The organism is Williamsia sp. z34 (assembly GCF_059553395.1).
Genome location: NZ_JCANWW010000004.1, coordinates 486077 through 499948 on the forward strand (window position 1 = coordinate 486077; position 13872 = coordinate 499948).

The window sequence follows — 13872 nt, forward strand, 5'->3', positions numbered from 1 at the left end:
GCCCGACTGATCACCCCTCGGACTGCTCCACAAGTGGTTCTGATCAGTCGGCTCTGCGACGGCCCTGTGCGCGATGAGCGCACAGGGCCATCAGCAGTCCCGGATAGGATTGCGGTGCAGTGAAATCGAAGCCGATCAATCCACGGATCCGTTCCAGACGCTGATACAGACTCTGCCGCCCCAGATTCAGCGCCGCTGCCGACCGGGTGGCGCTGCACCCGTTCCGCAGATGGACTTCGAGGGTGTGGATCAACTCCGAGCCGTGGGCGTTGTCCCAGGCGATCACCGGTCCGAGCGCTGCGGCCGCCAACTCGGATCGCACGTTATCCGGCAAGGTCTCCACTGCCAGGTCCGCGGCCAGCGCCCGGACCGAGGTGACCGCATCCGCGTGTGAACCCGACCGCCGATCGGCCACCGCGAGCGACAACGCGTGACGTACCCGCACCAGCGCCGATGAGAGTTCATGCGCGTCAAGGCGACACGGATCGCCCACCACCACCGTCGCGGCACCCGAACCACCCGCGTAGGCACCGACTATCTCGGTCACGTCGTCGCGGTCGAGCCTCGACGGCGCGATCAGGGCAAACGCGGTCGCATGTACCTGCGCGTGCATCGACTGCGCCGAGATCCGTTTGGCAGCAGAGGCGCTGAGCTGCGTGGCCATCCGCGGTGTCGGCACATCAACCGCGACCGGAACGATCCTCGCGGACGCCGACGGCCGAAAACCCGCTGCCCCCAACCGCATCATCAGATCGGACCGACGATCGATACGGGCCTCGAGCAGATCCGAGACCAACGCCGACGCAGCCCGATGCGGAAGTCCACCGAGCTCCCGCGACAACGAGAGTGTCACCCCGAGCGGCCCGGCCCCGACCTCGAGCACGCTGATCAACCCGGCCCGATCAAGCGGCGATCCCGGGCCGGCTATCAACCGTGCGATGACCTCTCCGCGCATCCCCACCGGCACCGCCGCCACCTGCGCATCCACGGCCTGCCACGCCGAATGATCGTCGTCGACGCCCTCAGCCGCCATCAGCGCGTTACCGCTCCCCACGAGCACGAGCGGGCAACCAGTCGCGGCTGCAATACGTTTCAGCATCGCAGGCGCACCGTTGCCCGCCGCCATCTCTGCGTGCAGTTCCGTACCGAGTTCACCTCGCCGACGCAGCAGCGCAACCTCGCCCGACACCAGATCGGTGTTGGCCGACCGGCACAAATCGATGAACGGGATCACTGTGCGCAGCGCGATCAGCGGGAAGTGCACGGCCGAGGCCTCGCGCACCATTTCGTCCGGCACCTGGTCGAAGGTCCGGCCCATCTCGATGGCCACCCCGGCAACCTTGCGCTGCGCGAGTTCCCGAATGTAGTGCCGCCTCGTCCCCGCATCGACCCCGGCCAACCCGAGTCCGGTGGTCAGCAGCAGTTCACCGCCCGACAGCAGCGGCCCGATCTCGAAGATCTCGCTCGAATGCACCCACCGAACCTCGTTGTCGAGGCCGTCGTACCCGCTCAGGACCTGCGGATCAGCGGCCGCGAGGTGCCGGTCGAGCACGTTCCGCAATGTCAGGACCATGGCGTCCCCTTCTCACCGATCGACGTCAGGGACCGGACGGAATGCACGCCGGCCAGCATCGCTACCGGGACACTATGTCGGTTGCCGCGAGTCCGCATCCCGGGCACCGTTGCTGGCATGACGACATCCCTCGATGTTTCCCCGACCACTCTGCTCGAGATCGCCTACGCCGAAGCCAGGCAGAGCCTGGCCGAGGGCGGGATCCCCATCGGCGCGGCGCTGTTCGCCGCCGACGGCACGCTCCTCGGACGCGGTCACAATCGGCGGGTACAGAACGACGATCCCTGCGTCCACGGCGAAACCGATGCGTTCCGCAACGCCGGCAGGCAGACCGACTACCGGTCCACGATCATGGTCACCACACTCTCGCCGTGCTGGTACTGCTGTGGACTGATCCGTCAGTTCAACATCGGGACCGTGATCATCGGCGAGAACACCACATTCCGCGGCGGCGAGGATTGGCTCATCGAGAACGGCGTCTCGGTGACCGTGCTCGACGACCCCCTGTGCGCCTCGATGATGTCGGAGTTCGTCGACCTCAATCCACTGCTGTGGAACGAGGACATCGGTGTCGCCGTGGACACCGAGACCCCGAAGGAGAGCACGTCGTGAGCAGTCCCATTCTGACCGTTGACATCTCGCAGTGGCGCGCCGGAGGTGAGGCGGCGGAGGCTCTGTGTGCGGCCGTGGACAAGAGCCTGCAGCAGGCCGGATTCCTCCTGGTCACCGGACACGGCGTCGACCCGCAGCTACCTGCCGCATTGCGGTCGGCGGCACGCGAATTCTTCGCGCTGCCAACCGAAGTGAAGCAAAAGTACGCCGTCGCGGTGGGTGGGCGCGGCTGGATCGGTCCGGGCATGGAGGCCAACGGATACGCCGAAGGCACCGAGACACCACCGGACCTCAAGGAGACCTACAACTGCGGCGCGCAGACCCCGGTCGGCGATCCGGAGGTCGACGCCCTGTGGTTCCCGCCGGACGTCTGGCCGCAGGAGGTCCCGCACCTGCATGGGTTGTTCGTCGAATACTGCAGCCAGATGAAGTCCCTGTCCGACGATCTGCTCGATCTGATGGCGGCATCGCTGGGCCTGACCGGGCAGGCCAATCCCTTTCTCGGCCTGACCGATCTCGCAACCTGGACCGCGAACATCAACCACTACCCCGCGATCACCGAGACCGGGCCGGTCGAAGACGGCCAGTACCGGATCGGACCCCATACCGACTTCGGGACCGTGACCGTGCTCGACCGTGAGCCCGGTGCCGGTGGGCTGCAGGTCTACAGCACCGAAGGCGGATGGGCCGATGCCCCCTACGATCCGGCGGCGTTGACGATCAACATCGGCGATCTCCTCGAATACTGGACCGGCGGTCGGTGGCCCGCCGGACGTCACCGTGTCCTGCCGCCGCAGGCCGATACCCCCGATGAGGACCTCGTCTCACTGATCTTCTTCTATGAGGCCAATCACGACGCAGTGGTGACGCCGCTCGAACCACCCATCGGCGCAGAGGCCGGCCGCCCACCGGTGACCTCGGGCGATTTCATCCTCGAACGTCTCGACGCCATCACCGTCGCCCCATCGACGTGATGGCGGATTGAGCGTCGCCTCCGCTGGGTAGGCTCGAAATCATGACTGCCATCGAAGCCAGCTCAGACGACATCTCGGCCGACCTTCCGGGAACGGAAACCCCAGAAGCTGACGAAGCGTTGCTCGTCGACAATCTCCGGCTCGCACTGGATGGTCGGTGGCGAACTACCCGGGAACACGTTCGCGAACAACTGAACCGAGCCGACCTGCTGCCCGACCCCTCTCGCTCCCTGGAGCAGGCGCGCGCCCGGATGCTCGAGGTCATGGGTGAGCTGACCGAGGCCGGATTCGCCCGAGCCGGTTTCCAGGAACATCATGGCGGCACCGGTGACATCGGTGCATCGATCACTGCGATCGAACTGCTCGGCTACGCCGATCTGTCGTTGATGGTCAAAGCCGGCGTCCAATGGGGTCTGTTCGGCGGCGCGATCGAGAACCTGGGCACCGAGCGGCATCACAAGAAGTATGTCGAGGGCCTGATCAACCTCGACGTCCTCGGTTGCTTTGCCATGACCGAGACCGGGCACGGTTCCAATGTGCAGGCGTTGCAGACCACCGCCACCTACGACCCGGCGACCGACGAGTTCATCGTCCATTCGCCCACGCATCTGGCCCGCAAGGACTACATCGGCGGCGCCGCGCAGCACGCCAGGGTCGCGGCGGTGTTCGCCCAGTTGATCACCGGTGGTCCCGGCGAAGAGCCCACCGGTCGCGGTGTGCACTGTCTCGTCGTTCCGATCCGGGATGCCGACGGCAACGATCTGCCCGGAGTCACCACGAGCGACTGCGGCTACAAGGGCGGACTCCCCGGAGTCGACAACGGGCGCATCACGTTCGACCACGTCCGCGTCCCGCGCGAGAACCTCCTCAACCGTTACGCCGACGTCACGGCCGACGGCACCTACACGTCCCCGATCGAGAACCAGAACCGTCGCTTCTTCACGATGCTCGGCACCCTCATCCGCGGCCGGGTCAGCGTCGCCGCCACCGCGGGGGCGGCGAGCCGTAAAGCGCTCACCATCGCCACCCGATACGGCCTGGAGCGCAAGCAGTTCGAGTCCCCCGACTCCACCGACGAGATCACCGTCATGGACTACCTGGGTCATCAGCGCAAGCTCCTGCCGCTGATCGCGAAGTCGTACGCGCTCGCCTTCGCCCAGAACGAGATCATCGAAGAACTCCACGAGGTCCAGTCCGCGGAGGCCGCCGACGAGGATCGGCAACGCGAATTGGAAACCGCCGCAGCCGGTTTGAAGGCGATGACCACTTGGCATGCCTCCAACACCATCAACGTCTGCCGCGAGGCCTGCGGCGGCGCGGGTTACCTCGACGAGAACCAGCTGTCGATCCTGCGTGGTGACATCGACGTCTTCACCACGTTCGAGGGCGACAACACGGTCCTGACCCAACTGGTGGCCAAGGAATTGCTCTCGGCATACGCCGACGACGTGCGCGGCCTCAACGCCGTGGGCTGGGCCCGGTTCATCGCCGGGATGGCCCGCGACGTCTTCCTCGAGAAGTCCGCGGCCCGCCAGGTCGTGCAAACGCTGATGGACGGCAGCGACGAGGATCCCGAACAGTCCGATCTGACCAACCGCGGCACGCAGATCCGGCTTCTGCGCAATCGTGAGGATCATCTCCTGCGAACCTGCGCCAACCGGCTGCGCCGCGCCACCGACGAGGGCAACGACCCGTTCGAGGTCTTCAACAGCGCACAGGATCACCTGCTGAAGGTCGGCACCGCACACACCGAGCGGGTGGTGCTAGAGGCATTCATCGAGGCGATCGACCGCTGCGACAGCAAGGCCGGCACCGAGTTGCTCGGCAAGGTCTGCGACCTGTTCGTCTACTCGACGCTCGAAGCCGACCTCGACTGGTTCCTGATGCACCGGCACGTCTCCGTCGAACGGGCCAAGGCCATCCGGCGCGGTGTCAACGAACTGTGCCTGAGCCTGCGTCCCCACGCCCGCACACTCGTCGACGGGTTCGCGGTGCCCGAGGAACTGCTGCGAACAGCGATGATCGACGACCAGACGGCCTGACCAGCGGCAACAACGGCACGCTCGACGGTCGGTTCGGCACGCTCGACGGTCGGTTCGGCACGCTCGACGGGGACGGTGGTCAGTCGGGCGTGTCGCCGGGGCGACGTTTCGGTCCCAGACCCATCTGCACAGCCTGATGGGCCTGGACCAGCTCGGAACGGAAGCGGTCGACGTCCCGGGCCCAGGCCTGCGCCAGGCGGCCGCCGCTCAGTTTCACGCCGACACCGCCGCGACGTCGGGGCACCGCGGACAGCTCGCCGAGCGCCGGTGCACTCTCCCACTTCGCGTGCTCGTGGCCGTGATTCTCCGGAAAGATCTCTTCGATCTCGTCGAGGCGGATGGTCTGTGCACCCTGCCGCAGTGATGCCTCGGTGAGCCGGACGCTGACATGGGTGCGCGCCGCATAAACCTGGAGCAGAGAGAAACCGCCGATGAGCACCGCGAAGGCCAGCAGCGCTGGCCAATGCAGCTGACCGCCGCCGACGATCTCCGTGATGAGCACGATCAGACAGAGCACCGGGCCGATGGCCACCACCCACCAGGCACCGCCGGGCTCATAGAACAGGGTCTCGCCCTCTGCCGGATCCCACTCGCGACCGCCGCTCATTTTTCGTCTTCGAACCAGGGATCCGAGGAGGGCCGGAACGCCATCATCGATCCGATGAGCGCGATAACGCTGAACAGCAGGGGCAGCGCGGCAGCGCCCTTGATCAGGAACGACGCCATGATCCCGAGTGCGACCAACATCAGGGTGAACACGGCCAGCGCCGACCGCCACCGCGGATCGCCGGGGAACGCCTTACGCGCCGCGAACAGCAACGCGGCCCCGATGGCCGTGAAGAAGACCCCGAGGGCCACGAACCCGCCGATACCCTCGATCAGGCTCGCGACGATCAGCCCGACTCCGTAGAGGCCCATCAGCGCACCGCTGATCGTCCACAGCCAGTAGGCGCGGGTGACCAGGGTCGGCGGTGCGGCCGGTTCGACAGGCTTGCTGCTCACGTTCGGTCTCCTGGCTCAGATCTGTTGTCTTCTGGACTGTAGTCATCGGGACCGGCGTGTGGTTGGTATCCCTCGGGACGATCCCCGGCCTCGCCGCCGTAGCGGGGCGCCTGGGGGCTCGGCTGATCCTGGCCATAGGGTTGCTGCCACTGCTGGGGCTGCTGCCCGTACTGCTGCGGCGGATACGGCGCGTTGTACTGCGGGGTGTAGTGGTTCTGGGAGTTGTAGTACGACGGCGGCCGCTGCTTCTTGTCTTTGCGCCACCGCGTCATGTCCTCGCAGTACTTGTCGGAATCCCGATGCATGAGCAGCACGCCGGCACCGAGGGCCGCCACTCCGCCGATCACGGTCGGGATCATCACCCAGGTGTCCGAACTGTCGGCGAAGAATGCCGACACCGTTTGCACAACGAGGAAGAAGCTGAAGAATCCCAGGGCCAGTCGTGCCCAGTTGTAGCCGATCCGGGCCAGCCAGGTGAGCCCGGCAAAAACCACCGCCAGGACCAGGCCCGTGACAGCGATGACCGCCCAGATCACGCCGTCGGGCAACTGCGCATCCGGATTGTCCTTGGCGACATCGTCGGCGGTGTCGAAGAACTGCCGGTATTGCGACCCGAAGATGACGCATTGGGCAATGATCACCAGGATCCACAGCTCGGTCGCGATCGCCGTGGCGTTCGGGATGGCCGGTTTGTTCGATGTGGGCTCCGTCGCGGCGCCGGGACTCTGGGCGGCCGGGGGCCCACCGTATGGGTTGTGGCCAGGGGACGTGGGGGGCACGGACATGCGTCCCAGCCTAGTTGGCGCCGCTCAGGCGGGCCTTTCCGAGTCGCCGACGGCGCTGGTGATCTGCCGTCGGCCATCGGCCATCCAGAAACGGTAGGCATCGAGGTCCACCCCGAGGATCGCGGTGCTCACATCCACCGGCACCCCTTCGCCGGCCAGCAACCGCACCAGCGGAAACCAGCCCGCTTCGTCGAGAGGGGGCTCAGAAAAGAGCTCGGATGCCCGTTTTCGGACCGGCACGTCAAATGCGCGACGCAGTTCGTCACTCGGCACGGGTTCCTGACGACCCCGTTTGGGCATCGGACGCGAGACGCCACCGAGCGCGAGTACCTGCGCCGAACCGTTGCGGCCATCACCCGGCGGGCATTGAACCACCGTGTCCCTGTCGAGCCACCGCCGAAAATCCATCGGGTCGAAGTCGAGGACGGCGGCCGACGCCTCGACCGGGATACCTTCGAGCCGAAGCTGACTCACGAAGTCGTACAGGTCATCTCGGCCGCGGAACGGCCCGGCGATCCCTCGCCGGCGTTCGATGGAGCTGGCAAATGCCACTTCAAGACGACTCGGTTGATCCGACACAGCTGCCCCCCAGCACCCCGGTCACCATCAGGCCCCACCCCCGACGGGCAATCACTTATTGTTTGCGCTTGTCAATGTAGCGCAGATGCAACCTCATGCGCCCAATAAGTGAGGACGATGTCAGCTCCGGCGCGCCGGATGGCGAGCAGCGACTCGGCGATGGCCGCATCCCGATCGATCCATCCCCGTTCGGCGGCGGCCGTGATCATCGAGTACTCACCGGAGATCTGGTACGCGGCCACCGGAACATCGGATTCGTCGGCGATCCGACGGAGTACGTCGAGATACAGCATCGCCGGCTTGACCATCACGATGTCGGCGCCCTCGGCCAGATCCAGGTGCAGTTCGCGGGCGGCCTCCCGCAGGTTGGCCGGGTTCTGCTGATACGACTTGCGATCACCCTGCAGCGACGAGCCGACCGCCTCCCGGAACGGGCCGTAGAACGCCGAGGAGTACTTCGCGGTGTACGCCAGGATCCCGGTGTCGATGAATCCGGCATCGTCGAGGGCACTGCGAATCGCGGCCACCTGGCCGTCCATCATTCCGCTGGGCCCGACCATGTGGGCTCCGGACTGTGCCTGCACGACGGCCATCTCTGTGTAGCGCGCGAGTGTGGCGTCGTTGTCCACCACGCCATCGGGACGCACCACACCGCAGTGGCCGTGATCGGTGAACTCGTCGAGACAGGTGTCGGCCATGATCACGGTCGAATCACCGAGATCGCTCCGCAGCTGCCGCAGCGCGACGTTGAGGATGCCGTCGGGGTCGGTGCCGGCGGTACCGACGGCGTCCTTGTCCTCCGGCGTCGGGACGCCGAACAGCATCAGGCCCCCAACACCGGCCGCGACCGCCGCGTCGGCGGCCTTCCGGAGCGACTCGACGGTGTGCTGCTGCACCCCCGGCATCGAACTGATCGGACGGGGCTCGTCGAGCCCGTCGGCCACGAACATCGGCAACACCAGATGGCGCGCCTCGAGTGATGTCTCGGCAACAAGCCGGCGCATGGCCGGGGTGTTGCGTAGCCGACGGGGTCGATCGGAGATCGGACGGTAGAGATGTGCGGTCATGGACCCCAGCCTACGAGCGCGAGCGCCGGGCCTTCTTACGCGGCGGGGGCAGTGCGCCCTCGGCACGCAGACGTGCAGCGTGTTCGGCGAGCGCATCGACCAGCTCCGGCACCGAGGCGTTCTCCGGACGCACGTCCACGCGCAGACCGAACTCGGTCGCGGTTTCGGCGGTCTTCGGGCCGATGCAGGCGACGATCGTGCGCGCATGCGGCTTCCCGGCGATACCGACGAGGTTGCGGACCGTCGAACTCGAGGTGAAGCAGACCGCGTCGAAACCGCCGGTCTTGATCATCTCGCGGGTCTCGGCCGGCGGCGGCGCTGCCCGAACGGTGCGGTACGCGGTCACGTCATCGATCTCCCAGCCGCGGCCACGCAGGCCCTCGGACAGGGTTTCGGTGGCGATGTCGGCGCGCGGCAACAGGATCCGGTTCACCGGATCGAAGACGTCGTCGTACGGCGGGAAGTCTTCGAGCAACCCCAGCGACGACTGCTCGCCGGTGGGCAGCAGTTCCGGGTTGATTCCGAAGCTGCGCACCTTCTCAGCGGTGGCCTCGCCCACACAGGCGATCTTGACGCCGCTGAAAGCCCTTGCATCCAAACCGAATTCGGCGAACTTGTCCCAGACCGCGCGGACCGCGTTGGTGGAGGTGAAGACCACCCACTGGTAGCGGCCGTCGACCAGACCCTTGACCGCGCGCTCCATCTGAGCCGGGCTCCGGGGCGGTTCGACTGCAATCGTCGGGACCTCCATCGGGATGGCGCCGTGGGTGACGAGCCGTTCCGACATGTCGCCGGCCTGGTCCTTGGTGCGCGGCACGAGGACGGTCCAGCCGTACAGCGACCGCGACTCCCACCAGTTCAGCTTGGCGCGCTGGGCGACGACCTTGCCGATGGTCACGATCAGCGGCCCGGTCAGGGCGCTGCCGCTCTCGTTCAGGGTCGCCAGTGTGGCCTCGATGGTGCGCTGCTGGCAGGTGGTGCCGTTGACGGTGATCGCGGCCGGCGTCTGCGGCGCCAGGCCGTTCTCGGTCAGCGCGCTCGCGGTCTCGGCCAGATGTCCCGACGTCGCGTGCAGCACGAGCGGTCCGGGAGCAGCGGCCAGAGCCGCCCAATCGACCTCTCCGCGGACATCGGCCACGGCATGGGCCGAACCCAGCGGCATACCCGCGTAGCTCGGCACAGCGGCTGTGGCGGGCAATCCCGGGATGACCTCGAACTGCACCTGCGTGCGGGCCACCGCATTGACCTCGGCCAGGACCGAATCGGTGGTCAGCGGGTCACCGGCGACCAGACGGACCACATCGTGGCCCTCCCGCGCAGTGGCGACCAACGTCTTGGCGACCTCATTGGGGTCACCAAGGGCCGGCCGTACGTTGCTGACCTGGGTGTTGTCGTCGTCGGCAGCGTCGGCGTCGGGCTGTTGCGCACCCTGCTGATCCGCACCCTCGGGCGCGGCGCTAATGTCTTGCTTGCTCGGTTTTGTGGCACCCGAACGAGACGTCTTCGACGCGGTCGGCTCACCGGATCCGGCACCGATCTGCGCGACGACCGCGGACGGCACGTCGGGGTCGATGAACACCGTGACGGCGTTCTCGATCGCAGTGCGGGCGCGGACGGTCAGCAACCCGGGATCGCCGGGTCCTGCCCCGACGAAGAGGATTCGTCCAGGCGTGATGACCTTTTTGGTTCGGCTCATGTTGCTCTCCTGCCCCGCTCGGGGCTGTAGCTCGGCCCGCCGGTCCTAGAGGAGCGTTTTCGCTCCCAGTTCCAGCAGTTCTGCGGCAAGTTCTCGGCCTAGTTCGGTCGCTCTCGAGACCGGGCCCACCACCGAGGCCCGGACGGCATCAGATCCGTCCTCGGCCACCACCGTCGCGCGGAGCGACAGTTCGGTGAAAATGCGCCCGCTCTCGTCGATCGACTCGACCACTTCGGCCATCGCACCGACCGGCGCGGTGCACCCGGCCTCGAGGGCCGTGAGTACCGCACGCTCGGCGTCAATCGCCGCACGGGTGGACGGATCATCCAACTCGGCGAGAATGCTCACCAGTTGGGCATCGTCCTCACGGCACTCCACGGCCAAAGCTCCCTGTGCAGGCGCCGGTAGCACCTGGACCGGATCCAACGCTTCGGTGACCTCATCAGCCCGTCCGATACGTACCAGTCCGGCCCTGGCCACCACCACCGCGTCGAGTTCACCGCTGGCGACTTTGCCCAACCGAGAATCTAGATTGCCTCGAAGGGGGCGGATTTCCAAACCGAGACCCAATGCCCTAAGCTGCGCGGCCCGGCGGGGAGCCGAGGTGCCGACGGTGGCGCCGGGCAGCAGCTCGCCGAGCACCTTGCCACCCGCTGCGACCAGCGCATCTCGGGGATCTTCACGGGTCGGGATGGCCGCGATGACCAGGCCCGGTTCGGGGGCGGTCGGGAGATCTTTGTAGGAGTGGATCGCGACGTCGACTTCGCCCGCGGTCAACGACTGGCGGATCGCGGTGGTGAACACCCCGACCCCGATCTCCTGCACCGGCGCGGCCGACAGGTCGCCTGCGGTCTTGATGATGACCAGCTCCGCCGGATGCCCGGCAGCGATCAGCGCATCACGCACCGTGCCCGCCTGGGTGGTGGCCAGCAAGGAACCCCGGGTGCCGATCCGGATCGGATTGCGGCGTGTGTCAGAACTCAATTTCTCAAAGACCCTTTCGGGGTGCGTCGGTCTCACCGAGACCGACTTCGGGGGTTGAAACCGATTCTGCGGCACCAGGTTTGAGCTCGAAAAGCTCACGTAGTGCCTCGGCATATTGATCACCCTGCGGAGTACTCGCAAGTTGTTTGACACGCACCGTGGGCGCGTGCAGAAGCTTGTCGACCACCCGGCGGACGGTCTTCGCGACCTCGTCACGCTGCGGGTCGTCGAGGCCCGGGAGCCGGCTTTCCAGCCGCAGGATCTCCCCTTCGACGACCTCGGCCGCGCGCTGCCGCAGGGCCGTCACGGTGGGCGTCACCTCGGCCTGCCGCTGGTGGGTCATGTAGTCGGCGAGCTCGGCCAGGACGATCTCCCGAGCCGCGGTCTCATCGGCGTCGGCGGCCTTGGTGGCCTCGTCGCCGCGCAGACCTTCGATGTCGATGATGTGCACATTCGGCAGCCGCGCGGCCGCCGGATCGACGTTGCGAGGGAGACCAAGATCACAGATCACCAGCGGGCTCGAGGAGGTCCGTCTGGCCAGCGCAGAGTGCACCTGCCCGACCCCCACCACGGCGCCGATCGTGCCCGTACAGGTGACCAGGACGTCGGCATCGGCCAGCGCCTCGGTCAGCTCGTCCATGGGGACCGCATGCGCGTTGATGCCGTGGTTCTTGGTCACATTGCCGGCCAGATGGCGGGCTTTCTCATGGGTCCGGTTGACCAGTGCGAGGTCCGACACACCGGCACGGGCCAGGTGTGCGGCGGCCAGTCCGCCCATCGCACCGGCGCCGAGCACGACGGCCGAGGAGATGTCGCGGCCCAGAACCGAACGGGCCCGATCCAGAGACACCGACACCACGGAGGCGCCGGCCCGATCGAGTCCGGTCTCACTGTGCACCCGTTTGCCCACCCGCAGGGCCTGCTGGGCGAACTCGTGGAGTACCCGTCCGGCGGAACGGTTGGCGTCGGCACTGGCGTACGACGACCGGATCTGGCCGAGGATCTGTTGTTCGCCGACCACCATCGAGTCGAGGCCCGCCGCGACCGAGAACAGGTGCTCGACGACGGCTTCGGAGTAGCGGACGTAGGCGTACTTGGTCATCTCGTTCACCGACATGCCCGAGTGCCTGCCCATCACCTCGCCCACGGCCTCCAGAGCCGGGTGGAAGGCATCGACGACGGCGTAGATCTCGACCCGGTTGCAGGTCGAGACGATCATGGCCTCGCTGATCTGCGAGCTCTCGAGGAGTTCGTCGATGAGCTTGGGCCGGTCGAATTCGGTGACCGCCAGCTGCTCCAGGATCGGCACCGGCGCACTGCGATGCGATACGCCGAACAGGAAAATACTCACACGCCCACCGACCTCTTGTTGGATCGCGCCCGGGGTTTCGGCGCCCGACCGCGCGGCAACGAATTAGGTTGCTCCGCTTCGTTTTCCGCACTGTGTCTGCGTGCTGCATTGAATGCCATCACCTGCAGCTCCAGCGCGAGGTCTACCGGTCGCACGAAGATGTGCTCGGGGACCTGCAGGGTGACGGCGGTGAAGTTCAGAATCTGTTGCACCCCGGCCGCCACGAAGGCGTCGCAGGTGACCTGCGCGTAGTCGTCGGCGGTGGCGAGCACCGCGATCTCCACGCCGTGTTCGACACAGATCGCGGGGACCTCGTCCAGATCGCCGACCAGCATCTCGCTGTCGTTGCCCGCGACGACGGTCCCGACGAGGTCGGGATCGGCATCGACCAGCGCGACGATCTTGATGCCCCGGCGGTCGAACCCGGCCCGGCTGACCAGCGCCCGGCCCAGATGTCCGGCCCCGGCGAGCACGACGTTGTGGTTGTTCTCGACACCGAGGGTCAGGGCGATACGCGCGATCAGTCGGCTGACGTCGTAGCCGACGCCGCGCACGCCGCCGGATCCCACATGCGAGAGGTCTTTGCGGAGGATCGCGGGGTTCACCCCGGCAGCGGTGGCGAGTTGATTCGACGAGACGACCAGGGCGCCGCTCTCACTGATCGAGCGCAATACGTGCAGGTACGTGGCAAGCCGGGCCACCGAGGCACCCGGGATGTCCGGCTGCCCCAACGCGGGACTTTTCGCCATGCCGACCGTCTTCCTCATCTGGGCTGCGTTGTTCGTGGAGCACGGACAAAAGTCCACTCCCGAACACTTCGGTTTACGCGAACGTAACCACTCGACGGTCCACGGTACCGCTTGTGAATGCATTCACAAACTCGGCTACCACAGAAATCGTGAATTTCTGGCCAGGAGTCTGGACTAGTGTCCAGCAGACGTCCGCAAATCGGCTTCCAACCTGGGGATATCAACATCCCAATAGCTATGCTCACGACCGTCGAGCAGGACGACCGGCAACCGGTCACCGTATTCGGCGCGCAGAGAGGGGTCGGTCGCCGCGGCCGCGTCGACATCGATCTCTTCGAACTCGACCCCGAACTCGTCGAGGATCGGTTGCAGATCGGCAACAGCACGGGCGCAGGCGGCACAACCCGCCCGGGATAGCAGCGTGATCGTCACACCGACAGTCTCCCACTGCGCACCGA

Annotated in this window: 14 protein-coding genes; 3 read left to right on the plus strand and 11 right to left on the minus strand. The window is 66.6% G+C overall.

Annotation, left to right across the window (positions count from 1 at the left end):
- Positions 1 to 43: 43 nt before the first annotated feature.
- On the minus strand, positions 44 to 1573 hold the full coding sequence (locus tag AC51GT_RS13325) for a PucR family transcriptional regulator (protein ID WP_496329060.1): 1530 nt from the start codon (positions 1571 to 1573) through the stop codon (positions 44 to 46).
- 117 nt (positions 1574 to 1690) lie between these two features.
- Here AC51GT_RS13325 and AC51GT_RS13330 point away from each other — a divergent pair, with 117 nt between their 5' ends.
- The 3 genes from AC51GT_RS13330 to AC51GT_RS13340 are packed head-to-tail and all read left to right on the plus strand — an operon-like array spanning position 1691 to position 5201.
- Positions 1691 to 2185, plus strand: coding sequence for a nucleoside deaminase (locus AC51GT_RS13330; protein ID WP_496323001.1), 495 nt, complete (start codon positions 1691 to 1693; stop codon positions 2183 to 2185).
- Positions 2182 to 3159 carry an isopenicillin N synthase family dioxygenase gene (locus AC51GT_RS13335; protein ID WP_496329061.1) on the plus strand — a complete coding sequence of 326 codons (978 nt, stop codon included), beginning with the start codon at positions 2182 to 2184 and terminating at the stop codon, positions 3157 to 3159. The genes AC51GT_RS13330 and AC51GT_RS13335 overlap by 4 nt, the downstream gene beginning before the upstream one ends.
- A gap of 41 nt (positions 3160 to 3200) precedes the next feature.
- Complete coding sequence (locus AC51GT_RS13340; RefSeq protein WP_496329062.1) at positions 3201 to 5201, plus strand: acyl-CoA dehydrogenase family protein; 2001 nt, start codon at positions 3201 to 3203, stop codon at positions 5199 to 5201.
- 79 nt (positions 5202 to 5280) lie between these two features.
- Here the strand turns inward: AC51GT_RS13340 and mce1N are convergent, their stop codons facing one another.
- The 10 genes from mce1N to AC51GT_RS13390 all read right to left on the minus strand — a co-directional run bounded on the left by mce1N (position 5281) and on the right by AC51GT_RS13390 (position 13846).
- The gene (gene mce1N / locus AC51GT_RS13345; protein ID WP_496329063.1) at positions 5281 to 5808 is read right to left on the minus strand and encodes a transport-regulating membrane protein Mce1N; all 528 of its coding nucleotides are present in this window, start codon (positions 5806 to 5808) and stop codon (positions 5281 to 5283) included.
- Positions 5805 to 6203 (minus strand): hypothetical protein, encoded by a 399-nt coding sequence (locus AC51GT_RS13350; RefSeq protein ID WP_496329064.1) that lies wholly within the window; start codon positions 6201 to 6203, stop codon positions 5805 to 5807. The genes mce1N and AC51GT_RS13350 overlap by 4 nt, the downstream gene beginning before the upstream one ends.
- Positions 6200 to 6988 (minus strand): hypothetical protein, encoded by a 789-nt coding sequence (locus AC51GT_RS13355; RefSeq protein WP_496329065.1) that lies wholly within the window; start codon positions 6986 to 6988, stop codon positions 6200 to 6202. The genes AC51GT_RS13350 and AC51GT_RS13355 overlap by 4 nt, the downstream gene beginning before the upstream one ends.
- 24 nt (positions 6989 to 7012) lie before the next feature.
- Complete coding sequence (locus tag AC51GT_RS13360; protein ID WP_496329066.1) at positions 7013 to 7540, minus strand: hypothetical protein; 528 nt, start codon at positions 7538 to 7540, stop codon at positions 7013 to 7015.
- 98 nt (positions 7541 to 7638) lie between these two features.
- Positions 7639 to 8634, minus strand: coding sequence for a porphobilinogen synthase (hemB, locus tag AC51GT_RS13365; protein WP_496329067.1), 996 nt, complete (start codon positions 8632 to 8634; stop codon positions 7639 to 7641).
- 10 nt (positions 8635 to 8644) lie between these two features.
- Complete coding sequence (locus AC51GT_RS13370; RefSeq protein ID WP_496322993.1) at positions 8645 to 10330, minus strand: bifunctional uroporphyrinogen-III C-methyltransferase/uroporphyrinogen-III synthase; 1686 nt, start codon at positions 10328 to 10330, stop codon at positions 8645 to 8647.
- A 45-nt stretch (positions 10331 to 10375) separates the two neighbouring features.
- The gene (gene hemC / locus AC51GT_RS13375; RefSeq protein ID WP_496322992.1) at positions 10376 to 11314 is read right to left on the minus strand and encodes a hydroxymethylbilane synthase; all 939 of its coding nucleotides are present in this window, start codon (positions 11312 to 11314) and stop codon (positions 10376 to 10378) included.
- Positions 11315 to 11318: 4 nt separating this feature from the next.
- Positions 11319 to 12665: a glutamyl-tRNA reductase gene (locus AC51GT_RS13380; protein WP_496329068.1), complete on the minus strand. Its 1347-nt coding sequence runs from the start codon at positions 12663 to 12665 to the stop codon at positions 11319 to 11321.
- Positions 12662 to 13414, minus strand: coding sequence for a redox-sensing transcriptional repressor Rex (locus tag AC51GT_RS13385; RefSeq protein WP_496322990.1), 753 nt, complete (start codon positions 13412 to 13414; stop codon positions 12662 to 12664). The genes AC51GT_RS13380 and AC51GT_RS13385 overlap by 4 nt, the downstream gene beginning before the upstream one ends.
- 174 nt (positions 13415 to 13588) lie before the next feature.
- Positions 13589 to 13846: a glutaredoxin family protein gene (locus AC51GT_RS13390; RefSeq protein WP_496322989.1), complete on the minus strand. Its 258-nt coding sequence runs from the start codon at positions 13844 to 13846 to the stop codon at positions 13589 to 13591.
- Positions 13847 to 13872 lie beyond the last annotated feature (26 nt).